The organism is Christiangramia crocea (genome assembly GCF_022410465.1).
Classification (GTDB): domain Bacteria; phylum Bacteroidota; class Bacteroidia; order Flavobacteriales; family Flavobacteriaceae; genus Christiangramia; species Christiangramia crocea.
In genome coordinates, this window is record NZ_JAJSON010000025.1 from 478,087 (window position 1) to 503,559 (window position 25,473).

Below are 25,473 nucleotides of genomic sequence, written 5' to 3' on the forward strand. Positions count from 1 at the left end.
TCAATTTTTTAGAATTTAGCATTTAATCCAAAAGTGAATGTTCTCGGTCTGGGAAAAGAAGTATAATCAATACCCGCTGTTGGCAAACCGTTTAACGGTGTCTGAGTGTTCACTTCTGGATCCAATCCACTATAATCTGTTATAACAAACAAGTTCTGTCCATTAAGATATAATCTCAAATTATCCAAAAACGAATCATCACTTAGATCAAAAGTGTATCCAACACCAGCATTCTGTAGTCTTAAAAAGTCTCCTTTTTCGAGGAATCTTGTAGATACATCCGGTGCGTTTGCAATTGACTCTCCACTTGTTAATACATCTGGAGTTACGTTTTTTCCACTATTTATACTTCCTGCAGTAAAGAAAGCATTGGCAGTATTATTATAGATATAATGTCCGAATTGTCCTGAGAAGAACAACGACGCATCGAAATTTTTATATTCTGCTCTGGTATTTATTCCCAGGTTGGTCGTGGGCAGTGCACTTTTGCCTACAAACTCCTGTTGGTCACCATTAGGGTAAATGGAAAGACCATTTTCGTCATATCCCGCAAATTCTCTAAGGTAATAAGAAAATAAAGGTCTTCCTTCAGCTAATAACTGAGCAAAGGCACCAGTTAATCCCTGACCTGAAATCTGTGCAGTTTCAATTAGACCGTCAAAATTTTGAAGTTCATTATCGTTGTATGAAATATTGAAACCAAAATTCCAGAAAAAGTCTTGATCGTTAAAAATGTCATAATCTATAGCGAATTCAATTCCTTTATTAATTACATTTCCATCAATATTGGTAAAAGAAAATGGCACAGGACTCGGTTGGGCATTCTGGGCTAATAGCAATAGATCCTTAGTGTCTTTATAATAAATGTCCAGACTACCTGACAGGCGATCGCTAATAAATCCAAAATCCAATCCAAGGTTAGCTTGAGAGGTTTCTTCCCATTTCAAGTTAGGATTTGCAAAACCAGCAGTACCTAAACCACCACCATTAATATTACCTCCATTATCAATACCGTAACCATTAAGAATTCTCCTGGTAGTAAAGTTACCATATCCTAACCCTTCCTGGTTACCGGTTATACCATAACCTAAACGAAGTTTAAGGGTAGAGAAGGTTAAAGGAATAAAATCTTCCTGATCAATTTTCCATGCAAAGGCTCCTGAAGGGAAATATCCATATTGATTTTCAGGACCAAATCTTGATGAACCATCAGCTCTCATGGTAAAAGTAAATAGGTACTTATCCATTAAAGAATAATTAAGTCTTGTAAAGAAAGACTGAAGCTCATCAGTATTATCAAAACGTCCACTAGTAATTACTCTGGTACTAATATTACCCGGGCTGGTTAATTCTATACCTGTTTGAACTTCGGGAAATAAGGCATCTATTAAAAAGCCAGCGTCACTATATCTTAATTGCTGGTAGGAACGGTCTATACTTCCTTCGAGTGCTCCTAAATCGCTTCTAAACTGACTCATCATTTCACTCATATTCGTAGAAGCAAATCCGAATGCACTTCCATATCTTCCTTCTCTCTGGAAATCCTGGAATGAATATCCAACAAGAGCTGAGAAATTAGAATTACTAAATTCCTTCTCATAATTCACCACAAAATCTAACAGCCTGTTAGTAGCTTCAAGGTCATTAAGAAGTCCTCTACCGTTTCCTGGAGCACCGTTTGCAAAACCTACCACATCACCTGATACAACAGCGGTTTTTTCAGATTTAGACCTGTCATAACCAAATGTGATTTTCGCGTTAAGGTTTTCGATTATATCATAATCGGCTGAAAAATTCAATAGAACTCTGTTGGTTTCGGTTTCATCCTGAACATATTCAAGGATCTGCAATGGGTTAATTGCATTACCTACCGGGTCGAAATCAAGTTCAGCCGGCCATGTTGGATTGGCGTAATAGGCGGCTCCTAATAAATCTCCGGTAGAACCGGCATTATTACTAATTGGAGCGGCAATATCTTCTACTCGCGATAATGTTGCCTGCAATGCCAGATTTAATTTATCATCAAAAAAACGATGATTAGCATTTAATCGTCCTGTTAAACGTTCTAACTGGGAGTTTTCAACAACCCCTTCAATATCATTATAACCTAAAGAAGCCCTAAGGTTTCCATTGGTATAACTATTCATATAAGATAAAGCATGATTTTGGGAAAAAGCAGTTCTAGTTACCTCATCCTGCCAGTCAGTGTCAGCTCCGAAATCCTGAGCTTCCCGGTCTCCTCCAAATTGCTCCACCGCATCTAGAAATTCTTCTCTATTTAGAAGATCATATTCATTTGCCGGACTGGCAGCACTTACAGAAGCATCATAAGTAAATGCTCCTCCACGCGTTCCCCTACCAGATTTGGTTTCAATAATCACGACCCCATTAGCTCCTCTGGAACCATAAATAGCAGTGGCAGAAGCATCTTTTAGAATACTTATGCTCTGGATATCACTTGGGTTAAGGAAGTTTAACGGGTTTCTTGCTGAACTCGATCCAACCCCCAAGTCTCCGGTTCCTGCAGCGGTATCATCACCTGCCAGAGGCACACCATCCACCACAAATAAAGGGTTATTATTAGAACGCACTGAAGTGGTACCACGAATACGAAGTGCAACACCTGCTCCCGGTTCACCACTCGCCTGAGTAATTTGCACCCCAGCAGTCTTACCCTGAATAAGCTCCTCAGGAGAAGAGATATTACCTTTGTTGAATTCTTCTGAAGTTACCGAGGCCACCGCTCCCGTCGCATCCTTAACTGTTGTTTGTCCGTACCCAATAAGTACGACCTCTTCCAGTTCGGAAGCATCTGTTGTAAGGTTGACATCTATGACAGACCGCCCATCAACGGCAATTTCCTGAGTCTCATAACCTACAAAACTGAAAACCAGTACCGCATCTGTTGGAACATTATTAAGGCTATAGTTTCCATCAAAATCTGTCGTGGTCCCGGTTGATGTTCCCTGTATGGCAACAGTCGCACCCGGCAGCGGACCACTTTCATCCGTCACTGTCCCGGACACTGTTTGTGCATTAGCCATACTGTAAAACAGAAAAGCCATGGCACACAAAAAGCTCCTGAAAATAATTTTTTTCATAAGAAATAGTTTTAGTTGGAATTGTTTTTAAAATAAGATCAAAACGCTGGTAAATTTATATAATATATTGTTAATAAAGTATGCATGTCGCAACAAAAATGCGAAAACGTTTTCGATAAAATTCACTAATACATCATAATTATAACGGAGTATTTTAAGTATCAATAATTTTACCTATAGAGATTATATGCTCCTTTAACATATTCTCAATAAAATTTAAATTAGTCCGCATTTTTTAAAATAAGTAAATTTTCAGAAAGAAGCGGTAATTGTTAACAAAAATTAAAAACTTACTACTTAATATTTAACTAAAAAACCTCAAAATTTGAGGTTTTTTGAGGTTTTTTGAGGTTTTTTAGTCTACAATGACATAGCTTTTCCATTGCCAAGTTCTTCTACCGGGCCACATGGAATATATTCTCCAGGAACAGGGTCATACCATAATACATTTTCTCCTATTTCCTCACTGGTTTTCCAGGCCCAGACAGCCATATCCCTAACATTAGAAAGGTATGCATAGGCTCCGGCATCGGCATCTAATTCCATTTCCGCTTTCTGATCCTGGGCATCCTGGGTTTCAGAATTACGCTTCATATATTCTTCTCTTTTGGCAGGTGATGCCTTAAGATATTTCTTTACAATATTCTCAAATTCCTCATCATTTCCTTCTTCCTGTGCCTTTTCGTATTCATTCTCAAATGCTCTTGAAAAAGCCGCTGCCGATTGTTTAAACCGATCCCTTCGATCCAGATCGGCCACTTCTTCCATATATGAATCGATAAACTGAGCGATATTCAGATCGGAGGCCCCTGGCGTATCGGAAGCAGGAATAATAATATCAAGAATCTTTTTAAGTGCAAATCCGTGAGAGGCGCTAAGGAAAACCGGCTGCCAGTCATATTCTGGTTCATTCTTACAGCTTTGTAGTAAACTAAGTGTGGACGGACCAACTACCAGTATTCCTGCCCCAAGGCCTAGATTTTTTAAAACTTGTCTCCTATTCATAATTCTATTTTTAAGCGTTGGATTTTTTAAAATTTTTGGATGCATGATCAGCAGCCCTGGCTGTTAAAGCCATATAAGTAAGAGAAGGGTTCTGGCAACCAGAGGAGGTCATACAGGCTCCATCAGTCACATACACATTAGGGACCTCATGTAGCTGGTTATTCCCGTTTAGAACTGAAGTTTTAGGATCCCGACCCATTCGAGCCATTCCCATTTCATGAATTCCCAGACCCGGAGCCCCAATATCATCATATCCCTGAACATCTCTAAAGCCTGCCTTCTCAAGCATATCGACTGCCTGCGAAATCATATCCTTACGCATTTTCAGTTCGTTTTCTTTAAATTCAGCATCAAATGTTATGGTAGGTAATCCCCAATCATCGAGCTTATCATAATCCAATGTCATTTTATTTTCATGGGCCGGCAGGGTTTCTCCAAATCCCATAAGTCCCATCGTCCAGCCTCCAGGCGCCGATACTGCTTTCTTCAGCTCTTCACCATAAGCTGCCTCAGCTATACTTTCAGACCAGTTCCCTCTGCTGGCTCCACCCTGATAACCATAACCTCTTAGGAAATCAACATCACTATCCTGTCCTTTTAGATTCCTAAACCTTGGTAAATAAATTCCATTTGGCTTACGACCTTTATAATAGGAATCTTCAAATCCGTCATATTTCCCTGAAGCACCAGCTTTAAAGTGATGATCCATCACATTATGCCCAAGCTCTCCACTATCATTCCCCATACCATCAGGGAATCTGTCAGATTTTGACTGCATTAAAATACCTGTTGAGGCTACCGCTGAAGCACATAAGAATATTACATTTGCCTTATACTCAAACTCCTCTTTAGTCTCGGTATCTATTACTTTAACCCCCGTTGCTCTTTTTGTATCCGGATCATATAACACCTCAGACACAATTGAATAAGGTCTCAGATCCATATTCCCGGTTCTGCTAGCAGCAGGTAAGGTAGACGAATTACTGCTGAAGTATCCTCCATAAGGACAACCTCTTATACACCTGTTTCGAAACTGACATTTGGAACGGCCTTCGAATTTCTTATCACCTGTTATATGAGCAACCCTGCCGGAAGTCATTATCCTTCCATTAAAATTCTCAGCTATGCTTTGCCTAACATAATCTTCAACACAGTTAAGGTCCATCGGTGGTAAGAATTGCCCATCTGGTAACTGACTTAGTCCCAATTTCTCTCCGCAAACACCGATGTAAGACTCCACATGGTCGTACCAGCGTGCAATATCCTTATACCTTATTGGCCAGTCTACTGCAATACCGTCTTTTTTGTTGGCTTCAAAATCGAGATCGCTCAACCTATAACTATGCCTTCCCCACATTATTGACCTTCCACCTACATGATAACCACGCATCCAGTCGAACCGCTTCACCTCATTGTAAGGGTGTTTTATATCATCTACAAACCAGTGTTTGCTTGGTTTGCTTGTAGTATAACCTGTTCGGGCCTGTTTGATTTGCCTTTCCTTCTCCTCCCTGGTAATATGTCCTTTATATTTATAATCCCAAGGATCGTCGTTCATGGTAGGATAGTCCTTTACATGTTCTACCATTCTCCCCCTTTCCAGTACCAGGGTTTTAAAACCTTTTTCACATAATTCCTTGGCGGCCCAACCACCACTTATGCCTGTTCCTACAACTATGGCATCATAGTTCTCATTTTCATAAATATTACTCACAATTATTTGTTTTTTCGGTGAAAATATAGTTCGAAGTGTGTCAAATATATAAATTTAAGCTTATAATTTTACATCTTTAAAAAAAAGCCTACATTTAAATTTCATTTTTACTAATCATACATAATCTCTCACTTTTTAGCACTTACAATGAACTTTACAACTTTTAAATTACCAAAATTATTGTTTATCAGCTTATTACTGATAACTACAGGTTTACTTTCCTGTAAGAACAAATCCGAAAATACTAATGAAACTTCAGAGAAAAATGAAGTCACAGAAAAGAAAAATTCCCTATTCTTCAAAATTTCTCTTGCCCAATGGTCTTTGAATAAGCAAATATTTGCTGGAGACCTGGATCCTATGGACTTCGCAGAAAAAGCCAGCTCAATGGGATTTGATGGGATTGAATATGTCTCCGGATTCTATGCTGAAAGAATTAAAAGCGCTGATGATCCGCAGGCAGAACTAAAAATTGTTCTGGATAGCTTAAAAGCTAAGAGCGAAGAATTTGGCGTAAAAAACGTTTTAATAATGGTAGATGGTGAAGGAGATCTTGCTACAACAGATTCTATTGTGCGTAATAAAGCAGTAGAAAACCATAAGAAATGGGTAGACGCAGCCAATTTTCTGGGATGTCACTCTATTCGGGTAAATCTTTTTGGAGCTGAAGATCCTGAAAAATGGAAAAATGCAGCGGCCGATGCACTCTCCAAACTTTCAGAATACGCCGCAGGAAAGAATGTGAATGTCCTGGTAGAGAATCATGGATACCTGTCTTCAAATGCCGACCTTCTGGTAGAGGTCATGGAATTGGTAGATATGAAAAACTGTGGCACCCTTCCCGATTTTGGTAATTTCTGCCTTAAAAGAGAAGATGGTGAAAGGTGGGAGGCAGAATGTATAGAAGAATATCCTAAATATGAAGGCGTAGAAAAAATGATGCCCTATGCCAAAGCTGTGAGTGCCAAGTCTTATTCATTTAATGAGCAAGGGGAGGAAGAAGTGATAGATTATAAAAGAATGCTTCAAATTGTGAAAGATGCAGGATATACCGGCTACATTGGTATTGAATTCGAAGGAGAAAACATGGAACCGGAAAAAGGTATCATGGCTACCAAAGAACTGCTCGTAAAAGCCGGAAAACAATTATAAACCAAATACCAATCTATTTACTATGACTAAACTTGTTAGATTTCAACTTTCCCTGATGATGTTTCTTGAATTCTTCATCTGGGGTGGTTGGTTTGTAACCCTTGGAACATTTCTTGGCTACAACTTAAATGCCACAGATGTACAGATTTCAACAGCTTTTTCTACTCAGTCCTGGGGCGCTATTATCGCCCCTTTTATTATAGGATTAATCGCCGACCGATTCTTTAATGCGGAAAGGATATTGGGCTTTCTCCATATTATTGGAGCCATTCTTTTATATATGATGTATATAAGTACTGATTTTGCCGAATTCTATCCGTTGGTTCTTGGGTACATGATTGCCTACATGCCAACACTGGCCCTGGTAAATTCAGTAAGTTTCAATCAAATGAAAGATCCTGCAAAAGAATTCTCTTTTATCAGGGTTTTCGGAACTATTGGCTGGATAGTAGCCGGATTGGTTATAAGCTATATCTTTTTCTGGGATGCTCCAGGAGCCCGTCAGGAAGGAATGTTAAAATATACTTTCTTAATGGTTAGTATTGCATCAGCTTTCCTGGGATTGTTCAGCTTCACCCTTCCAAAAACCCCACCTTCGGTTGATAAATCGAAAAAGGTGAGTATCGTTGAGACTCTAGGTCTGGATGCTCTTGGACTTTTGAAAGACAAGAACTTCCTGATGTTTTTCCTTGCTTCAGTCCTTATATGTATTCCACTTGCATTCTATTATCAGAATACCAATCCCTTTCTTTCTGAAATTGGCGTGGAAAATCCAACGGGGCTAATGACCATTGGCCAGGCATCTGAAGTATTATTCATGTTATTACTTCCTTTCTTTTTCAAAAGATTTGGTTTTAAAATGACTATAATAGCTGGAATGCTAGCATGGACACTCAGATACCTGCTTTTTGCATATGGTGATACCGGAGAGCTTATCTTTATGCTTATCACCGGGATTGCATTACATGGTATATGTTATGATTTCTTCTTCGTTTCGGGACAGATCTATACCGATTTTAAAGCAGGAGACAAGTATAAGAGTTCAGCGCAGGGATTAATCACCCTTGCTACTTATGGTGTTGGGATGTTAATTGGCTTTTATGTTGCCGGACTCATCACCAACGCCTATCTCACAGGAGATAAAATGCACGACTGGGAGACCATATGGCTTTATCCATCTGCCTTTGCGTTTGCCGTAATGCTGCTTTTCTCGATATTTTTCCGGAACGAGAAGATCGATAAAAAAGATATTGAAATATAAAATCAACTTTATTTATGAGTAAAATAAAACTGGGCATCCTGGGAGGTGGAGAAGATTCTCTAATCGGAATACTTCACAGAGTCGCGGCCAATATGTTTGACCAATATGAAATAGTAGGAGGTGTTTTTGATGTGAAACATGAAAAAAGCCTGAAGTTCGGAGAAAAACTTCAGCTTGACCAGTCCAGAATATATAAGGACCTGGATGATCTTATCCAAAATGAAGCCCGATTACCTGACACTGAAAAGATGCAGGTAGTATCGGTGCTCACTCCTAATTTTCTTCATTTTCCCATGGCCAAAAAATTGCTGGAGAATGGCTACAATGTGATTTGCGAAAAACCGCTAACCACTACTTACGACGAAGCTAAGGTTCTGGATGAACTTCAGAAAAAGAACAATTCGATATTTGCCGTTACCTATACCTATACCGGGTACCCAATGGTGAGACAAATGAAGACCATGATCCAGAATGGTGAAATTGGACAGGTACAAAAAGTGGACGTCCAGTATTACCAGGGATGGATAAATCCGCTTATACATGATAAGGAGAAAAGAGCGGCTACTTGGAGACTCGATCCTGATATATCTGGTATTAGTTGTTGTATAGGAGATATAGGAACTCATGCGTTCAATATGGCTGAATATGTGACCGGAATGCAGATAAGTGAGATCCTGGCAGATCTTAACTATCTTTATGAGGATAACCCTATGGATATTGATGGTACTGTGCTTTTAAGATTTTCAGATAAAATCAAAGGCGTTCTTAGAGCCAGCCAGATTGCCACCGGGGAAGAGAACAATTTTACCGTAAAGGTCTACGGTGATAAAGGCGGACTCAAATGGGAACAGGAAAACCCTAACTATCTTTATTTTTTGAAAGAAGATCAGGCATTGCAGGTTCTAAAACCCGGCCATGCTTATAATAGTGATTTTTCACTGGAAGGCACCAAGCTTCCTCCCGGACATCCGGAAGGTATCTTCGACTCGATGGGCAATATTTACTTTGGTATTGCCAATGCCATAAAGAATGAGATAAAATTTGATGGTGCCTATCCTCAGTTGAAAGATGGATTAAAAGGAATGAGCTTTATTGAAAAAACAGTTGCTTCTCACAAGCAGGGCAACGTTTGGGTAAAAATGCAAGATTAAACCAAAAAATTGAATTATGAAGACTATCAAAGGACCGGCAGTTTTTTTAGCCCAGTTCATGGATGATAAAGAACCTTTCAATTCGCTGGAAGGGATGTGTAAATGGGCTTCATCTTTAGGTTATAAAGGAATACAGATCCCAACCTGGGAAACCAGGCTGATAGATCTTAAGAAAGCTGCTGAAAGCAAAACATATTGTGATGAATTAAAGGGAAAAGTTGAATCTTATGGATTAGAGATCACCGAGCTGAGCACTCACCTGCAGGGCCAACTTGTGGCGGTGCACCCTGCTTATGACATCATGTTCGATAATTTTGCACCAGATGAATATAAAAATAATCCAAAGGAGCGCACCAAATGGGCGGTAGACCAGCTTATGTATGCTGCAAAAGCCAGCAGAAACCTTGGTATTGATGTGCATGGGACCTTCAGCGGTTCATTATTATGGCATACGGCTCACCCATGGCCACAGCGGCCTGAAGGTCTCCTTGAAATGGGATTTTCTGAACTTGCCAAACGCTGGATACCGATCCTGAATGAATTTGATGAACAGGGAGTGGATGTTTGTTATGAGATCCATCCTGGGGAAGACTTGCATGATGGGGTCACTTTTGAGCGTTTTCTGGATCATACCCACCACCACAACCGTGTAAAGATACTTTACGACCCCAGTCATTTTATTCTTCAGCAACTGGATTACATTGAGTATATAGACTATTACCACGATTATATAAAAATGTTTCATGTAAAGGATGCCGAATTCAATCCTACCGGTAAGAAAGGAATGTTTGGTGGCTATGGTGACTGGCGTGACAGAGCCGGAAGATATCGCCACCCTGGAGATGGACAGGTGGATTTTAAGACCATCTTTTCCAAACTTACCGAATATGGTTGTGACGTATGGGCAGTTCTGGAATGGGAATGCTGCATAAAATCTCCTGAACAGGGAGCAAAAGAAGGAGCCCCTTTCATTCAGAAACACATTATTGAGGCAACCCAGAAAAGATTTGACGATTTTGCAGGATCTGAGATCGATGAAAACAAACTAAAACGAATTCTAGGACTTAACAACGATTGAAAACATGAAGAAAACACTTTTTATATTAACCTGCTCTGTACTTGCTCTAACGGCATGTAAGAATGAAAAGAAAGATTCAGCGGAAACAGATATAAAGGAGACTGAAGAAATGGCTGCAAAAGAAGAAAAAGAACAAAGCGAATGGGAGGAGCTCTTTAACGGCGAAAATCTTGACGGTTGGAAGGCCTATAACAAGGATGAAATTTCTGACCAGTGGAAGGTTGAAGATGGTGTAATCGCCTTTACTCCTTCTGAAGAAGTGGAAGGCTCAGAAAATCTTATCACAGAAAAAGAATTTGGCAATTTCGAATTATCGATTGAATGGAAAATCTCTGAAGGAGGTAATTCAGGAATTATGTGGGGGGTACAGGAAGATGAGAAGTACAATGAACCTTATCTAACCGGACCTGAGATCCAGGTACTTGATAACAAGAGACATCCCGATGCCAAGAATGGGCTTAACCGAACTGCAGGAGCTCTATACGATATGGTTCCACCAAGTGAGGATGTAACCAAACCTGCAGGAGAATGGAATAAACAAGTTATCCATATAGATCATGAGGAAAATATAGGCTGGGTACAGCTTAATGGAACAAAAGTGGTTGAATTTCCGGTTCATGGTAAAGAATGGGAAGAGATGGTCAGCAATTCAAAGTTCAAGGACTGGGAAAGCTTCGGTACCAGTAAAAAAGGTCATATCGCCCTGCAGGACCACGGTAATAAAGTATGGTTCAGGAACATTAAAGTTAAACAACTATAGAACTAACACTAAACTGAAAGAGCTGCCTGCAATGGCAGCTTTTTTTTTCTTTAGTAATTTTTCAATAAAATCTTACCTTAAACTAAAAATACAGTCATGCAGAAGATCGATGTAAGTTTTAAAAATTCCGAATCCCAGACTTTAAGAGGTGTACTTGAACTGCCTACAAACAGAAAGCCTCATAACTTTGCCATTTTTGCCCATTGCTTTACCTGTAATAAAAATTTTCATGCGCCAACCAATATTAGTAGAAGTATGGCTTCCAAGGGTTACGGAGTGTTAAGGTTTGACTTTACGGGACTTGGAGAAAGCGAAGGTGAATTTGCCGAAACGAACTTTTCGGGAAACGTGGAAGACCTTATGGCCGCTTCAGAGTTCCTGGGAAAAGAATATAAGGCTCCGAGCCTGATTATTGGACATTCGCTGGGCGGTGCGGCAGCATTGTTCGCATCTAAAAAGACACCTTCAATAAAATGCATAGCGACTATAAACTCTCCTTCAAGTTTATCTCATGTTCAGAAACATTTTGAATCGAGCATGGATGAGATTGAGGAAGAAGGGTTTGCGACTGTAAATATAGGCAGCAGAAAATTTAAAATAAAAGAGCACTTTGTGGAAGATCTAAAGGCAAATGAAAATGCCACCGCTCTGAAGGATATTAGAAAGTCGATTCTTATCCTGCATTCTCCCCAGGACAATATAGTATCTATAGATCATGCAGAAGAATTATACCGGGCAGCCCGGCATCCAAAGAGTTTTATATCTCTAGATGGTGCAGACCATTTGCTTAGTAGGGAAAGCGATTCCTATTATGTGGCAAATGTGATTGCGGCCTGGGCATCCAGGTATATTGAAGAACCGGAAGTACAGGAACTTAATACCGATCATGAGGTTATGGCTAATCTTGGAGCTGAAGGCTTCTCCACACAAATGATCGCCGGTAACCATCATTTCATAGCAGATGAACCTAAGAGTGTTGGAGGAAACGATTTTGGGCCTAACCCTTATGAACTAGTTTCCAGTGGTCTTGCTGCCTGTACCTCCATGACCCTGCAAATGTATGCTCGCAGAAAAAAGTGGAAAATAGAAAATGTGGAAACCCACGTAAGTTATTCAAAAAAGCATTCCGTAGATTGTGAGAATTGTGAGAAAGATTCTGCGAAAATAGATCATTTTGAAAGAGAGATCATTCTAAAAGGAGACCTGGAAGAATCTCAGAAAGAACGACTTCTGGAGATAGCAGACAAATGTCCGGTTCACAGAACCTTGTCATCAAAGGCCGAGATAAGCACGCAGTTAAAGAATGCCTAACAGCGCAAAGGAGCTGAGCAGAGCTTTGTTAAGCAATCCTTAAATCTTTGGTGATACCTGTGAATAGGCTTAATTTAGAATATTAATTAGATAATTAAACCAATCGAGACATTATGAAACGTATTAGTTTATCCCTTATTTTTTGCACAAGCCTTATACTTTTTGGCTGCAAGAATGAGAACAAAGAAAATGAAGAAATGGATGACATGTCAGAAACTGAAATGACTTCTGATATGGAAACCGAAACAGAAATGGAAGAAGTTAAGAAGGTAGAGGTAGAGCTTCAGGCAGTTAGTGATTCTAACCTTAGCGGAAATGTTGTTTTCACAGAAGAAGACGGTGAGGTTTCCATGACGGCAATCATCAGTGGCCTTTCGGAAGGTACACACGCCATTCACATTCATGAAAAAGGTGACTGCTCTGCTCCTGACGGGAAATCAGCAGGCGGCCACTGGAATCCGACAGATGAGCCTCATGGAGAATGGGGGCATGCTGAAGGATATCACAAGGGTGATATAGGAAACTTTGAAGTAGACGCCAATGGTAATGGTACCGTTAATATGAGTACAGACGAATGGTGTATTGGTTGTGGTGACGAGAAAAAAGATATATTGGGAAAAGGGATTATAGTTCATGACGGAGTAGATGACTATACCTCCCAGCCATCTGGTGCAGCAGGTACCCGTGTGGGTTGTGGTGTAATCCAGCAATAATATTATCTATTGTTTTTAATTGAAGAGCGGCCTCGCAGCCGCTTTTTTTATTTGTTATTTAAAACTATATTTAATTCAATAAATAATATTCATGCAGCAGGACGGATTAATTCTCGAATTACAGAAGGGTAATCAGAGAGCTTTTGAAAGGATCTACGAGTTCTATTCCGAAAGTATTTATGGGATAATTTACAGCATAGTCCATGATGAGAAGGTTGCGGAAGAAATATTACAGGACGTATTTCTGAAAATATGGGAAAACTCAGCTTCTTACAATTCTGATAAGGGAAGATTCTTTACCTGGATCCTGAATATTGCCAGAAATGCCTCTATAGACCAGATTAGGTCCAAAAGCCATAAGAACAAGCAAAAAAACCTAAAAGCCGATAATTTCGTAGATATTTTAGAGAACAAATCTCACTTTTCTGCAAAAACTGACGCCATTGGAATTAAAAAATATATTGATATTCTAAAACCTGTCTGTAAGAAATTAATAGACCTGCTTTTCTTTAAAGGCTTTACCCAAAAGGAAACAGCCGAAGAACTTGAAATGCCCCTGGGAACAGTAAAAACCAAGAACAGGGCTTGTATAAATAAACTTCGGGAAATGCTAGTTGAATAAGAAATGGATATAGAAGAATACATCTCATCTGGAATACTTGAACTTTATGTTTACGGGGCTCTCACCGAAGAGGAAAGTCGTGAAGTTAGCAAAGCGCTAAAAGAGCATCCCGAGATTCGTAAGGAAGTTGAGGAAATTGAGCATGCATTGCAGCAACTTTCTTCTGCAGCCGCTCCTTATAACCCTGATGTTCTCCTTTCAAGTATCAAAGAAAAACTGGCTGATAAGGATGTAATAAGAATAGAACGCAAAAGTAAAACTAAATGGGTTTCCTATATCGGCTGGGCTGCATCTATCGTTCTACTTATTGGTCTGTTCTTTTTGATAGGTGATAATAATGAGCTTAGAGAGCAGCTGAATTCAGAAAAGGCACGCACAGCAAGAATGGAACAGCAGATCGCCGATGCACGGGACGATGCTGAAAAGACGAGGGAGCTCCTTGCCGTTTTGAGGGATAAAGACGTTTCCAGGATCCAGCTGCAAGGCCAGAATGTTGCGCCCGAAGCTTATGCGACCGTTTACTGGAACAAAAACGAAAATAAAGCCTATATAGATGCTAAAGATCTTCCTGAGCCTCCAAGAGGAAAAGTTTACCAGGTTTGGTCATTAAAACTTGAACCGCTTACTCCAACCAGTATTGGTCTCCTCGATGAGTTCAGTAGTGATGAGAATAAGATTTTTACCCTGGAAAATGCGAACCAGTCTGAAGCATTTGGAATAACACTTGAGCCTGAAGGCGGCAGTGAATCTCCAACCATGGATCAGCTCTATGTACTGGGTGCTGTTGCAGCTCCCTAATTTAAATTTTCATACTGGAAAATAAGAAGGCCCTACGCCTTAGCGTGGAGCTTTCTTTAGTAAATACCGGGAGAGTATTCCAGGGGAATTTGAACTCTCCGGGCATCTAACCAACCAAAAAATCAAATCGACATAATTTGACCAAAGAAATTATTCAAACAAAAATTTAAGGTTCTGTAACTAGATATACGGAAAGAAATGGAAAGCGGTTTTTTAAAGGAACAATTTTAACAATTTCGATCTTAGTTGTTCAACCAGACCTTAAAATCCTTTACGCGCTCCCGGCTAACAATGAGCTGAAATTCATCGAAGTTATTGAGTTTTATTTCAAGTCTTGAATTCGTATAGGAAACTATATCCCTGATGGCATCGATATTCAATAGGCACTTCCGGTTGATTCGGAAGAACTTTTCCGGGTCCAGTTCTTCGTCCAGCTGCTCCAGAGAGACCTCAACAGGATAGTTCCTGCCGGAATAACAGTGCATATAGGTGGTTTTGTTCTCGGAAAAAAAACAGGCAATATCCGAAGTTTCCACAAGTTTTAAATGCTGCCCCACCTGCGCCGTGAACCTGTTTTTATAATTTTTACCGCCGGAGAGATTCAGTAACGATCTTAATTCCTTTACATTAATATTTTCAGCCTGATGCTGCGTGTGCCTGAATTTTTTGATGGCTGTTTCCAGCTCTTCCTCATCTATGGGTTTCAGTAAATAATCAATACTATTCAGTTTAAAAGCCCTTAATGCATATTCATCATAGGCAGTGGTGAAAATAATGGCGCTATCGGTCTTTATATGGTCGAATATCTCAAAAGAAAGTCCGTCGCTTAACTGGATATCCAGGAAGATAAGATCGGGATGTTCATGTGAACTGAACCATTCTACCGCTTCTGCAACCGAATGTAACATGGTTTTTGTTTCTATACCTAATTTAGAAAGCATACGCTGCAAACGTCTTGCTGCAGGCTTTTCGTCTTCAATAATTATTACTTCGATCACGTCAAGCTTAATAAGTGAATAGTCCTATTTCCAGATCTTCTTTTTGTCCTGTTCCATAATCTCTTTAATCTTCTTTTCTTCCCACTTTTTGGTAAACAGGAAGTTGGGACCAAAAACGCTTGCCCAATGGGCTATAATTCCGATCCCCCAAAAGAAAACAGTTGAGTAATTAGAAATATCCGTAAGTCCCTCAATAAAACCATCGCCCCTTGCATTAACGATAAAAATAGCAATATTGATGAAGATATAAACGGTTAAATGAACATAGAAACCTTTAATGTCCTTAACTCTTTTTTGAGCTGCCTTATACCTTATGTTCTGCTTATAATTAGTTTCCATTATTTCCATGAGTTTGTTTGAGCATTATCTTTTTCCATTAGTTCCCTTATCTTACGTTCTTCCCAGTCTGATCCATATCCAAAAACCGAGAAACCGTGAATGGTAAGTCCTATACCCCATCCAAAGAGCGGGAACCAAAACCATTGAAATTCCCAATAAGTATAATAGTTTATAAAGATAAGGAACGGAATTACCACACAATATGAAATTAGATTGCCGTAAAATTCCTTGATCTCCTTTACCCGCTGTTTAGCCTTGAAATAGGCATTTTCCTGATTGTTTTCGTTCGTGTTCATAATTGAAATTTGTTTAGTTAATACAGGTAATTTAACTCTGAAGTACTCTTCAGTTTGTTCTATGATGACCTCGCGTTTGGTAATTTCATTATAGCGGTTCACTATATTTTGAAGTCCTACTCCTTTTCGGGTACCGAGAACTTCTTTCTTCTGAAAATTGTTTTCTATAACCAGGCAACCATCTTCTTCATAGATCCTTATATGCAAAGGTTTTTCTTCACTAACAATGTTATGCTTGATGGTATTTTCAAGCAGTAATTGTAATGATAATGGAACCACTTTTGCTTCTTCCGTTGAGATAGCTTCCGGGATCTCAAAGGAAATACTATTCTCAAAACGCATTTTCAGCAACTTCATGTAGGTCTGGGCAAAGGCAAGTTCCTCTTCCAGGCTTACAAGCTCCTTATCTTTTTGTTCCAGTACATATCTGTATACTTTAGAAAGGGACGTAGTAAATCGTTGGGCCTGTTCAGGGTTCTCATCGATTAATGAAGCCAGCACATTAAGGCTATTAAAAAGGAAATGCGGGTCAAGCTGATTCTTCAAGGCATCGAATTTTGCCGAAGCCGTACCTGCTATGATCTTCTGTTCCTTTACCTTTTTTTCCTGAAGCGCCTTGTAGAAATAAATAAGGTGAAAGAAAAGCGATATTATGGTGGTGAACAGCAAAGGGAAAAAGTAAAACCCGATACTTTCATTCTCGAAAAATGTTTGCAGTTCCTTTCCCTCAAAAACCGTCTCATCCACCATCCGACAAAAAAAGAAACCTATAAGGGTAACAACAATAGATCCGCCAGAAGCCATAGCCACCCTCTTTAAATCGGCTCCCTCCCAGCCTATCTTCTTGCTGAAGAATTTAAAATAGAAAATGTTGATGGCGGTAAGTATAAAAGTGTAGAAAAAATGGATACCCCAGTATTTGAAATCCAGCATTTTTTGGAAATGCAATCCGCTAAAGGTTATATCCAGCAGAATAATAATAATTGAGATCGCAACGCTGATCCTTAATATTTTATAAAAGTATTTCATCAATTTCCTTTAATCTTCTGCTAAGATGGATTCCTTTAATAAATTCCGGAAATTAAACTTTCTGAATTGTAGATTCTCTTTCCTGAATTGTAGTCTTGTCTCAATTTTGGCTTTTCAACCTGAAAATTAAATAATCTTTAACATTAAAATGAATAACTTGGAATCAAATCAAAAAAAATTAAATAATGACCATATTTGAAGCCTTAAGACAGGAACATGAAATTCAGAGAGATCTGATTGACAAACTCATAAAAACTGAAGGAAAGACCGAAGAAAGAAAAAAGATATTTGCAAAACTGAAGCACGAATTAAAGATTCATGAAGATGCCGAAGAACGTCATTTTTATGTACCGCTAATGGAGAAGGATCTTACCCAGGAAAAGGCTCGGCATAGCGTGGCGGAGCATCATGAAATGGATGAACTGGTAGAGCAACTGGAAGATACCGAAATGGATGCTTCTAACTGGTTGAAGATCGCCAAAGATTTGGAACACCAACTCATACACCACCTGGACGAAGAAGAACATGAGGTATTTCAAATGGCGGGAAAGGCGCTAACCGAAAAGCAAAAGACCGACCTGGCTTCAAGTTATAACAAGGAAATCAGGGAAAATAGATAAAAAAAGAGATTGTCTGGAAAGTACTTAAGTACTTTTTAGACAGTTTTTTCTAAACCTTATCCCTTTCAATGGTCATGGTCTCTTCTTTTCCCTTGAAAGGACGTATAATCAATCTGGCTGCTTTATCATAATTTATATAATTATAGATCCAGTTAAAGAAAGTCACGGTTCGGTTTCTAAAGCCTACAAGAAACCATAAGTGCACAAACATCCATACGAACCAGGCAAAGAAACCTGAGAACCTCCATTTTCCAAGGTCTACCACCGCCCGGTTTCTTCCTACTGTAGCCATAGTACCTTTATCGTAATATTCAAACGGCTCTAATTTTTCGCCCCTTACAAGATGTTTGATATTCTTTGCCAGATGCTTACCCTGTTGTATTGCAGGTTGTGCAACCATGGGATGCCCTTTTGGAAATTCCTCGGTTTGCATAAGGGCTATATCTCCTATCGCGAAGATATTCTCATAACCCTGTACCTGATTAAAAGCATTTACCTCATAACGCCCGGCTCTTTCAACCATAGCAGAAGCATTAAGGCCAGCTACAGGCGCTCCTTTTACACCGGCTGACCAGATAAAGGTTTCCGATTTAATGGCAAGTTCTGTATTGGTCTTTACAATATGACCATCGTAACTCTCCACCATGGTATTAAGATGTATCTTCACACCCAGTTCTTCCAGAAATCTATGGGCTTTCCTGGAGGCATGCTCACTCATTGGCGGCAATACCCTGTCCAGACCTTCCAGTAAATGTATGTTCATCTCATTGGGATCAATATCAGGGTAATCCTTGGGCACAATGTGATTTCTGAGTTCTGCAATAGCTCCACTCAATTCCACTCCCGTGGGTCCTGCTCCTACAAGTACAAAATTGAGCAGGGCTTTCCTTTCTTCGGGATCTTCAGTTATGGTAGCCTGTTCAAGGTTTTCCAGAATAAGACTTCTAATATTGAGGGCCTGCGGAACGGTTTTCATCCACATTCCATGTTTCTCTATACTTTCATTTCCGAAGAAGTTGGTCTTGGAGCCCGTTGCAATTACAAGGTAATCATACACGAGATCACCAATGCTGGTATGAATAGTGTTGGAATCAGCTGAAATAGAAGAGACCTCAGCAAGCCTGAAAAAACATTTCGGGTTGTCTCTGGTGATCTTTCTAAGCGGATAGGCAATGGAATCAGGTTCCAGTCCTGATGTTGATACCTGATAAAGCAAAGGCTGAAAGGTATGATAGTTATGCCTGTCCAGCATTACCATTTGCATATCTTCCTTCAGGATTTTTCGGGCTAAGGCCATTCCGGCAAAACCACCACCTATGATTACAACTCTGGGTAATTCAGTTTTTGGAATATTCATACTCTCGGCTGGTTTTAGCCAAATTTAAGATTTATGTAAGGAATTGGGGATGGATTAACTTTAAATTAAAGTTTTTTGTAACATAGCATTCTGTTTGGCTACCTATTAAATGCTAACCAAAGTTTCGTGAACAAGGAATTAGAACATCAGTTTGTAAAAAATCTGGAGAAACACCAGAATATAGCACATAAAATCTGTCGTATCTATACCCATGATCAGGAATCACATAACGATCTTTTCCAGGAAATTACTATTCAGCTTTGGAAAGCCTATCCAAAATTCAGAGGGGATTCTAAATTCAGTACATGGATGTACCGGGTAGCCCTGAACACGGCAATTACGCTTTACCGAAAGAAGAAAAGAAGCATAAAAACCCAGGATTATGATAATGTGCATTTTAAGATTAAGGCTGAAGTATACAACGATGAAGCCGAACAGCATTTAAAGCTGATGTATGAGGCTATACGCCAGTTGAACGATATTGATAAGGCCCTGGTATTTCTTTATCTCGAAGACAAGAATTATGCAGAGATCTCAGATACCCTTGGGATCTCTGAAGTAAATGCAAGAGTGAAAATGAACAGAGTAAAAACCAAATTGAAAAATATTATTAATCCTTGATAAACTATGGATAATTTAGATCTGTTAAAAGAGGATTGGAAAAAGCAGGAAAGAAACCTGCCTCATCTAACCTATGATGAAATCTATAAGATGATTTGGAAAAGATCCCATTCTATTGTTAAATGGATCTTCATCATCAGTATTCTCGAATTTTTGCTGGGAACGGTGCTCAATATCGTCCTGGCCGATGATGATTACTGGAACAGGATGAAAGAATTCGACCTTACTGAATTCACCATAGGCGCCTATATTGTGAGCTACTCGATCACGTTCTATTTCATCTTTAAGTTTTATAAGAACTACAGGCGTATCTCTACCACAGACAGTGCTTCGAGACTTATGAAGAATATACTTAAGACCCGGAAGACGGTAAAATACTATATTGCTTTTGTTCTTATTTCCAGCGGAATAACCTTTCTGGTAGGCCTTTTTCTAATTATCAGGAACCATATGCTCACCATAGAACCCACTTCCACTGATATGCAATTTGACACCATGCAATGGTTACTTTTTATAGGTGCAATACTCCTTATACTGGGAATATTCCTGGCCGTAATATGGCTTATCTACCGTGTGATATACGGAATTCTTTTGCGAAGACTGAATAAGAATTATAAAGAATTGAAAAAACTGGAAATGTAACCTGTCACTTCTAAGAGACTGGTACTAACCGGTAGTTTAAGACTCCGGTTCTTTATAGCTCCAGCGTCTTTTTTCATTGAGTTCTTCCATGACCTCGATCTCCTCTGTCGGGATTACCTTGAGGAAAGAAGGATGTTGTTCTATGGCATACTCAAGCTTTTCGACAATCTCTTCCACGCTCTCATTTTCATAATCTATCTCTAAAGGTTCCTTTATTTGAAAAGTCTGCAGAATCCCTCTCTTCTTGATCCTTAGGCCTTTTTTATCGAAAGACCTTCTAAAACCATCTATTACAATGGGAATTACTATAGGCTTATGTTGCTTGATAATATAAGCTGTGCCTTTGCGAATTGGTTTAAAAGGTTTGGTGGTTCCCTGAGGAAAAGTGATAACCCAGCCATCTCGAAGAGCTTTTCCAATATTTTCCGTGTCATTGGGATTTACCTCCCGTTTTATTTCCTTACCCTTGGCTCTCCATGTACGCTCCACGGTAACCGCACCGGCATAAGCCATTATCCTGGCAAGCAATCCGGCCTTCATGGTTTCCTTTGCCGCTACATAATAAATATTGAGCTTAGGCTGCCATAGATATCCCACATTCTTGATACTGTCTACCCTTCCACTAAGACTTGCATTGAAAACATGGAACATGGCGGTAACATCGGCAAAATAGGTTTGATGATTACTAACAAAAAGCACATTGGTACCGGGAAGGTTCTTGATGATCTCAGAACCTTCTATCTGCAGTTCATTGAATCCACGATAACGTCTGTGTGTCAACACACCAAAAATACGTATCAACCACTTTTTCAGAATCAAATAATGTCCAAATGGATTCTTTTTTAGTAATCCCATTCTCCTAGTTTGGTTTTTGTTGTTTTGTCAGCCAGTGATACAAAACCGGCGGCTAATATAGCAATTTAGTTTGCGACTAAATCTTCAAAATCAATTCCCTTATCTCACTTAACATCATTCCTGTGGCGCCCCACACAACGTGTCCGTTAAGCCTGTAGGCCGGCACCTCAATATTACTGGCATAAGACGTGCTCAAATTTTGAGAGATGATATTCTCATCGTTCAGAAAATCGGTTAGTCTTACTTCAAGTATTTCTTCAACTTCAGATTCCTCAGGTATTAGAACCGGTGTCTTTTCCATAATTCCCAGAAAAGGCTGTACCCAGAAATTGGAAGGCGGGATATATAAGCGGGAAAGCTTTTTGATCACCAGAATTTGATCCTTTGGGATTCCCACCTCTTCTTCGGTCTCTCTTAATGCGGTATCCCGTATATCTCTGTCCATCTCTTCTGCCCTTCCGCCGGGAAAGCCGATCTGATTGGAATGCACCCCTTTATAAGTTTTTCTGAGAATTAGAACAAGTCTTGTTTCCTGGCTCTCATCAGGATAGAAAACAGCCATAACACCGGCCTCCTGTGGGTTCTTTTCGGAAATATTTATCTCTGAAAGTTCCCTTAATCTGATTAGGGGTGCCAGTTTTCTATGTGCCGCCTCTCCGGGAAGCTCCATTTTTTTTAACTTTGAAATCCTGTTTTTAAAAATTTCGAATTCCATGTTTAGAAAGCTTTCTTTTATAGCAATTGCCCTTATTCTAATTTTTGCAAGTTGTGAAGATAAGGAATCTTCATCGAAAGATACCAAGGGATTATCACCCGAAGAACTGAAAGCGCAAAAAAAACAGGACTCCATAGAACGGGCCAGGGACAGTATTTTTGAACTTAGAAAACGGGAACTTGCAGATAATAAAAAGGAAAGTAAGATCGAACAGAATCCGATGTTCCCTATTACCCAGGAAGAGTTTATCCCCACGCTTACAGAATACGGAAAGAAGAATCCCGAGACAAAGGTCAGGATCAAGACTAAATTCGGAAATATAGATGTTCAGCTATATCGAGACACCCCCCTGCACAGGGCTAATTTTATCATGCTGGTGAAGAATGAATATTTTAATGACACCTTCTTTCACAGAGTGGCGCCCGGTTTCGTTATCCAGGGAGGTAATGCCGATAACCAGACCACTGCCAGCAACCGCGGCGACGTTGGGAATTATCTTATCCCCAGTGAGTTTGATGCCGGTCACAAACATACCTACGGTGCATTTTCAGCAGCTAAATATGCCGAACAGAACGTAAGTAAAGCATCCTCGCCCTTTGAATTCTTCATAGTGATGGATAAAGGAGGTACTCCTCACCTGAACAATGATCATACGGTCTTTGGCAGGGTTATTTCCGGAATGGACGTTGCTGAAAAGATCTCCCAGGTAAAAACGGGCAATTCAGAATGGCCCATAGACAATGTGGAAATGGATATTGAGATCCTGGACTAATTATTTTTGCGTGTAATAGTTGTAATCAGTAATAACCTGCTGTACAAAATCCAGAGGTCTTTCTTCCATATTAACATCCATCAGTTCGGCAAGCTTTTTACTTAATGAAAGTATGATGTGGTGCTGACCTTCCCTCCTGGCATTCTGGTATAGATTTTTGATCTCCTGCATATCCTGGTCGCTCAATACCGTCACCTGCGGGTATTTTGGCTGATAATTTTCGGGAACATCCACCTGCAGGGTATTATCAATACCAACTATTCTTCTTTCAGATATGACGGTCGTGCCCGCTGCGATGTCCCCAAGTCTCTGTCCCTTTCCATTAAGAAGTATGGTAACCACAGCCACTCCTCCACTGCTAAGGCTTATATCTATGATCCTTAAAAGCCATCTGATGAGATAATTTGAAAAGGTTGGCCTTAATCCATCACTTTTCACAACCCTTATCTGCATGAGGGCTTTTCCCGGTGTTCTTCCATCCCAGAATGTTTCCCAAAGTAAATAATACAGAAAAGTAGGCAAACCCAGCACCAGGTAATACATCATTTCACCACCCAAATCGGTATCCAGACCTGCCATTATTAGTCCAGCAAAGATCATATAGATAACCATGATAACCAGGTCTATAAGGAAGGCCAGTATCCTCTCCCCGATTCCCGCAACATTCTGTTCTATGCTGATATTTTGAGCGGTTTCAATTTGAAAGTTATCCATTAAATATGTTACTTTGGGTTATATTCTAGAACAATGCGCGAGGCTGCTTTTGTAAGGCAAAATAAAGATAAATGGGTTAAGTATGAAAGCCTCCTTCAAAATATTAGAAGCCTTTCTCCCGAACAGCTTTCAGATATCTATGTGGAGCTAAGCGATGATCTTAGCTATTCCCGAACCTTTTATCCCAAAAGCAATACTACCAGGTATCTTAACGACCTGACATCTGCAGCCCATCAGAAGATCTACAGATCCAAAAAGGAATCCGGTAACAGGATCATCAACTTTTTTATCAGGGAGTTTCCGTCAGAATTTCACAAATATCAGAAACAATTATTACTGAGCTTTTTGATATTTGCAGGCTTCTCGTTGATAGGAGCTTACAGTTCATCTGCCGATGCTGCCTTTGTACGTTCCATCATGGGTGATGCCTATGTGAATATGACTCTTGAGAACATCGCTAATGACGATCCTATGGCGGTTTACAAGAAAGCTGCGGAAACCGATATGTTCCTGGGGATCACTATCAATAACATCAGGGTTGCTTTGATGGCCTTTGTATTTGGAATCATGGCCGGGATAGGAACGGTTTTTATGCTTATGCAGAATGCGGTAATGCTGGGTAGTTTTCAGTATTTCTTTTATGACAGGGGGCTGTTGTGGGAATCGGCCAGGACGATCTGGATCCACGGTACCATCGAGATTTCGGTGATCATCGTAGCCGGTTGTGCAGGCCTTGTGGTAGGGAAAAGCATTCTCTTTCCCGGGACCTATTCCAGGTTGAAATCTTTTACTATGGGAATAAAAGACGGTTTAAAAATTGTGGTAAGTACCATACCCTTTTTTATCATAGCAGGCTTTCTGGAAGGCTTTGTAACCAGGATCACCTCAATGCCCGACTGGCTTGCGATTATAATCATTATCGGCTCTTTGGCTTTGATATTGTTTTACTATGTTTACTATCCGTTATATCTTTTAAAAAAATCCAAAAATGAGTCAGGAGTTCATCCAGTTTAAAAAACAACGAGAGCTTGGAGAAATTTTGAGCGTCACCTTTAAATTTCTCAGAGAAAATTATAAACCGGCTGGCAGGATTTTTTTAAAACTTGTGGGTCCAGTATTTATACTTCTTATTGCATCTGTAACCTATTATGCATGGGCCACACTGGACTTTTCATTTATGTCTGCTTCCGGTTTTGACAGTTCAGGTTTTGTAATTTCGGCTGCCTTGATGTTACTGGCCTACCTGCTCTATATTACCACCATGACCGGGACTGTTTATCATATAATTAAGTCCTATATGACCAATCAGGGAGAGATCATTTCTACTGAAGTGGTAAACGGTATGAAAAGTGATTTTGGCAAACTGCTACTTCTAACCTTCATTTCCTGGATACTCATTTTTGCCGGAATGCTTTTATTCATACTGCCCGGGATCTATTTAGCCATTCCTCTCAGCCTCGCATCAGCAGTTCTGGTTTTTAGAAGAGAGGGAGTAATGGATAGTATCTCTGACTGTTTTCAACTGGTAAAAAACAACTGGTGGATGACCTTTGCCACCTTACTTTGCATAGGTCTCATCGTTTACCTCATAGGTCTCATTTTCCAGCTTCCGGTTCTTTTCTTTTATATGATCAAGGCATTTATTATAGCCAGTGAGGGTTCGGCTGCAGACGTGTCTGAAGTATTTGGGCCGGGATATATCATTCTGAATGTTATCACTTCCATATTCCAGTACCTTATTTACAGCATTACTCCCATTGGAGTAGCCTTTGTATATTTTAATCTGAACGAAAAACAGAACTTTACCGGGGCCTACGAAACCATCCAGAAACTGGGAAATAACAATTAG

The 25,473-nt window shown here is 39.7% G+C and carries 25 protein-coding genes; 15 read left to right on the forward strand and 10 right to left on the reverse strand.

Going from position 1 to position 25,473, the window contains the following annotated elements:
* Positions 1–8: 8 nt before the first annotated feature.
* The 3 genes from LU635_RS13665 to LU635_RS13675 form a co-directional block, all read right to left on the reverse strand.
* Positions 9–3,101: a SusC/RagA family TonB-linked outer membrane protein gene (locus LU635_RS13665; RefSeq protein ID WP_240100051.1), complete on the reverse strand. Its 3,093-nt coding sequence runs from the start codon at positions 3,099–3,101 to the stop codon at positions 9–11.
* A gap of 360 nt (positions 3,102–3,461) precedes the next feature.
* On the reverse strand, positions 3,462–4,106 hold the full coding sequence (locus LU635_RS13670; protein WP_240100052.1) for a gluconate 2-dehydrogenase subunit 3 family protein: 645 nt from the start codon (positions 4,104–4,106) through the stop codon (positions 3,462–3,464).
* A 10-nt stretch (positions 4,107–4,116) separates the two neighbouring features.
* Positions 4,117–5,820 carry a GMC oxidoreductase gene (locus LU635_RS13675; RefSeq protein ID WP_240100053.1) on the reverse strand — a complete coding sequence of 568 codons (1,704 nt, stop codon included), beginning with the start codon at positions 5,818–5,820 and terminating at the stop codon, positions 4,117–4,119.
* Between the two features lie 180 nt (positions 5,821–6,000).
* Here LU635_RS13675 and LU635_RS13680 point away from each other — a divergent pair, with 180 nt between their 5' ends.
* The 9 genes from LU635_RS13680 (at position 6,001) to LU635_RS13720 (ending at position 14,666) form a co-directional block, all read left to right on the forward strand.
* Complete coding sequence (locus LU635_RS13680; RefSeq protein ID WP_240100054.1) at positions 6,001–6,972, forward strand: sugar phosphate isomerase/epimerase family protein; 972 nt, start codon at positions 6,001–6,003, stop codon at positions 6,970–6,972.
* 22 nt (positions 6,973–6,994) lie between these two features.
* Positions 6,995–8,233: a nucleoside permease gene (locus tag LU635_RS13685; protein ID WP_240100055.1), complete on the forward strand. Its 1,239-nt coding sequence runs from the start codon at positions 6,995–6,997 to the stop codon at positions 8,231–8,233.
* Positions 8,234–8,247: 14 nt separating this feature from the next.
* On the forward strand, positions 8,248–9,384 hold the full coding sequence (locus tag LU635_RS13690) for a Gfo/Idh/MocA family protein (protein WP_240100056.1): 1,137 nt from the start codon (positions 8,248–8,250) through the stop codon (positions 9,382–9,384).
* Between the two features lie 16 nt (positions 9,385–9,400).
* Positions 9,401–10,462 carry a sugar phosphate isomerase/epimerase family protein gene (locus tag LU635_RS13695; RefSeq protein WP_240100057.1) on the forward strand — a complete coding sequence of 354 codons (1,062 nt, stop codon included), beginning with the start codon at positions 9,401–9,403 and terminating at the stop codon, positions 10,460–10,462.
* Positions 10,463–10,466: 4 nt separating this feature from the next.
* The gene (locus LU635_RS13700) at positions 10,467–11,222 is read left to right on the forward strand and encodes a 3-keto-disaccharide hydrolase (RefSeq protein WP_240100058.1); all 756 of its coding nucleotides are present in this window, start codon (positions 10,467–10,469) and stop codon (positions 11,220–11,222) included.
* A 96-nt stretch (positions 11,223–11,318) separates the two neighbouring features.
* Positions 11,319–12,533: a bifunctional alpha/beta hydrolase/OsmC family protein gene (locus LU635_RS13705; RefSeq protein WP_240100059.1), complete on the forward strand. Its 1,215-nt coding sequence runs from the start codon at positions 11,319–11,321 to the stop codon at positions 12,531–12,533.
* A 113-nt stretch (positions 12,534–12,646) separates the two neighbouring features.
* A complete protein-coding gene (locus LU635_RS13710) occupies positions 12,647–13,246 on the forward strand; it encodes a superoxide dismutase family protein (protein ID WP_240100060.1) in 600 nt (199 codons plus the stop codon).
* A 91-nt stretch (positions 13,247–13,337) separates the two neighbouring features.
* Positions 13,338–13,868 carry an RNA polymerase sigma factor gene (locus tag LU635_RS13715; RefSeq protein ID WP_240100061.1) on the forward strand — a complete coding sequence of 177 codons (531 nt, stop codon included), beginning with the start codon at positions 13,338–13,340 and terminating at the stop codon, positions 13,866–13,868.
* A gap of 3 nt (positions 13,869–13,871) precedes the next feature.
* Positions 13,872–14,666 (forward strand): anti-sigma factor, encoded by a 795-nt coding sequence (locus tag LU635_RS13720; protein ID WP_240100062.1) that lies wholly within the window; start codon positions 13,872–13,874, stop codon positions 14,664–14,666.
* A 242-nt stretch (positions 14,667–14,908) separates the two neighbouring features.
* Here the strand turns inward: LU635_RS13720 and LU635_RS13725 are convergent, their stop codons facing one another.
* From LU635_RS13725 to LU635_RS13735, 3 genes are read right to left on the reverse strand one after another with little or no spacing between them, the layout of a single operon-like run.
* A complete protein-coding gene (locus tag LU635_RS13725; protein WP_240100251.1) occupies positions 14,909–15,661 on the reverse strand; it encodes a LytR/AlgR family response regulator transcription factor in 753 nt (250 codons plus the stop codon).
* Between the two features lie 27 nt (positions 15,662–15,688).
* A complete protein-coding gene (locus LU635_RS13730; protein ID WP_240100063.1) occupies positions 15,689–16,003 on the reverse strand; it encodes a 2TM domain-containing protein in 315 nt (104 codons plus the stop codon).
* Positions 16,003–17,328 carry a 2TM domain-containing protein gene (locus LU635_RS13735; protein WP_240100064.1) on the reverse strand — a complete coding sequence of 442 codons (1,326 nt, stop codon included), beginning with the start codon at positions 17,326–17,328 and terminating at the stop codon, positions 16,003–16,005. Before LU635_RS13735 ends, LU635_RS13730 begins: the two co-directional genes overlap by 1 nt.
* Before the next feature lie 185 nt (positions 17,329–17,513).
* Between LU635_RS13735 and LU635_RS13740 the strand changes: the two genes are divergently transcribed.
* On the forward strand, positions 17,514–17,948 hold the full coding sequence (locus LU635_RS13740; RefSeq protein ID WP_240100065.1) for a hemerythrin domain-containing protein: 435 nt from the start codon (positions 17,514–17,516) through the stop codon (positions 17,946–17,948).
* A gap of 49 nt (positions 17,949–17,997) precedes the next feature.
* Here the strand turns inward: LU635_RS13740 and LU635_RS13745 are convergent, their stop codons facing one another.
* Positions 17,998–19,305: an NAD(P)/FAD-dependent oxidoreductase gene (locus LU635_RS13745; RefSeq protein WP_240100066.1), complete on the reverse strand. Its 1,308-nt coding sequence runs from the start codon at positions 19,303–19,305 to the stop codon at positions 17,998–18,000.
* A gap of 126 nt (positions 19,306–19,431) precedes the next feature.
* On the opposite strand from LU635_RS13745, the gene LU635_RS13750 reads away from it, so the two are divergent.
* Positions 19,432–19,926, forward strand: a complete 495-nt coding sequence (locus tag LU635_RS13750) for an RNA polymerase sigma factor (RefSeq protein ID WP_240100067.1) — start codon at positions 19,432–19,434, stop codon at positions 19,924–19,926.
* Between the two features lie 6 nt (positions 19,927–19,932).
* Positions 19,933–20,568 (forward strand): hypothetical protein, encoded by a 636-nt coding sequence (locus LU635_RS13755; protein WP_240100068.1) that lies wholly within the window; start codon positions 19,933–19,935, stop codon positions 20,566–20,568.
* A gap of 36 nt (positions 20,569–20,604) precedes the next feature.
* On the opposite strand, the gene LU635_RS13760 is transcribed toward LU635_RS13755, so the two are convergent.
* Together LU635_RS13760 and LU635_RS13765 are read right to left on the reverse strand one after the other, a co-directional pair.
* Positions 20,605–21,423 carry a lysophospholipid acyltransferase family protein gene (locus tag LU635_RS13760; protein WP_240100069.1) on the reverse strand — a complete coding sequence of 273 codons (819 nt, stop codon included), beginning with the start codon at positions 21,421–21,423 and terminating at the stop codon, positions 20,605–20,607.
* 76 nt (positions 21,424–21,499) lie between these two features.
* Positions 21,500–22,138: an NUDIX hydrolase gene (locus tag LU635_RS13765; RefSeq protein WP_240100070.1), complete on the reverse strand. Its 639-nt coding sequence runs from the start codon at positions 22,136–22,138 to the stop codon at positions 21,500–21,502.
* Between LU635_RS13765 and LU635_RS13770 the strand changes: the two genes are divergently transcribed.
* On the forward strand, positions 22,137–22,910 hold the full coding sequence (locus LU635_RS13770) for a peptidylprolyl isomerase (protein WP_240100071.1): 774 nt from the start codon (positions 22,137–22,139) through the stop codon (positions 22,908–22,910). The two genes, LU635_RS13765 and LU635_RS13770, sit on opposite strands and share 2 nt — an antisense overlap.
* On the opposite strand, the gene LU635_RS13775 is transcribed toward LU635_RS13770, so the two are convergent.
* Complete coding sequence (locus LU635_RS13775; protein WP_240100072.1) at positions 22,911–23,624, reverse strand: RDD family protein; 714 nt, start codon at positions 23,622–23,624, stop codon at positions 22,911–22,913.
* A 33-nt stretch (positions 23,625–23,657) separates the two neighbouring features.
* Here LU635_RS13775 and LU635_RS13780 point away from each other — a divergent pair, with 33 nt between their 5' ends.
* Positions 23,658–24,638, forward strand: a complete 981-nt coding sequence (locus LU635_RS13780) for a stage II sporulation protein M (RefSeq protein ID WP_240100073.1) — start codon at positions 23,658–23,660, stop codon at positions 24,636–24,638.
* Positions 24,613–25,473, forward strand: coding sequence for a YciC family protein (locus LU635_RS13785; RefSeq protein WP_240100074.1), 861 nt, complete (start codon positions 24,613–24,615; stop codon positions 25,471–25,473). The genes LU635_RS13780 and LU635_RS13785 overlap by 26 nt, the downstream gene beginning before the upstream one ends.